The sequence below is a fragment of the Paenibacillus sp. 3LSP genome (assembly GCF_032465655.1).
In the GTDB taxonomy this organism is placed as follows: Bacteria; Bacillota; Bacilli; order Paenibacillales; family Paenibacillaceae; genus Fontibacillus; species Fontibacillus barengoltzii.
Genome location: NZ_JAWDJI010000021.1, coordinates 1 through 939, shown reverse-complemented (window position 1 = coordinate 939; position 939 = coordinate 1). Strand labels below are relative to the sequence as shown.

Annotated in this window: 1 protein-coding gene; it reads right to left on the bottom strand. The window is 48.0% G+C overall.

Annotated features, from left to right (window positions below; translation table 11 throughout):
• Window positions 1-300: 300 nt before the first annotated feature.
• On the bottom strand, window positions 301-939 hold a 639-nt coding region (locus RW092_RS01210; RefSeq protein WP_316009296.1), incomplete at its 5' end, for a transposase.

Here is a 939-nt window from a genome sequence, read left to right as displayed (position 1 = left end):
TAAGAAAAACGCCTGGCGGCGTCCTTTTAAGTTCGTTCAACTGAGTTCATACGTGTAAAATGGCCGGGTGTGGGAGAAAAACTTATACCCGGCTATTTTCTTACATCGCTAACCCTGTACTCGTAACCATGAATTCCCTCGTAATATTCCGGGTACATGCCTCCTCCACATTCTTCGCAGCTGAATTGCGGAGGTACTGTCGGATCTCCATCATCCATCGCATCGAAATTTCGAACGACATTCAGCGGAATCTCTTCTGTTGTATGACATTGAAGACAGATGTAGGTTACTTTCGCTTTGCTATGCAGCCCGCTTTGCGGCTTTTTCTTTTTCTTCGCTACCTTTCGTTTCTTTGACACCGGCGACATCCCGAATCATCCTCTCCAGACATGCCTTTGAGGTGGAGCACACCGCGTACTTCACCTTCAACTTCCCATCCTCAAGGCAGGCTTCTCCCTTGTATTCGTAATAACTTTCGCATTTTGGGCAACATGGCGGCTTCCCCGTCTGCTCCTTGATCCGTTCACTCCACGTTCTGCGTTTTAATATCCGCTTTGCCTTGACAATCCATCTTCTCGCGGCTTGTTGCCACTCACTGACTAACTTCTTACACAGGCTCTTGATCCGCCGCGAATAAACCCCGTAGTAACGGATCGTTTTGAAGTTTTCATCCGGAATATGCCGCACAAGTCTACCCATAAATTCTTCTACCGAAATCGTCTCGGTCTTCTCTTCCCCGTCATTCTTATCCCGGTAACGAAATGTCACCTTTTCTCCGTCATACGCTTCGATCCGGCTAACCGCTATCGCTGGTCTTCTCATGTATCGCCCGATATATCCGAGTTGCTGCTTGACGTTCCCTTTCTGTTTCGGAGCATGCACATAAAAGCCTTCTCCGTTCTCGCAGTAAGCTTTTTGCAAACGGGACTGCACTTGCTT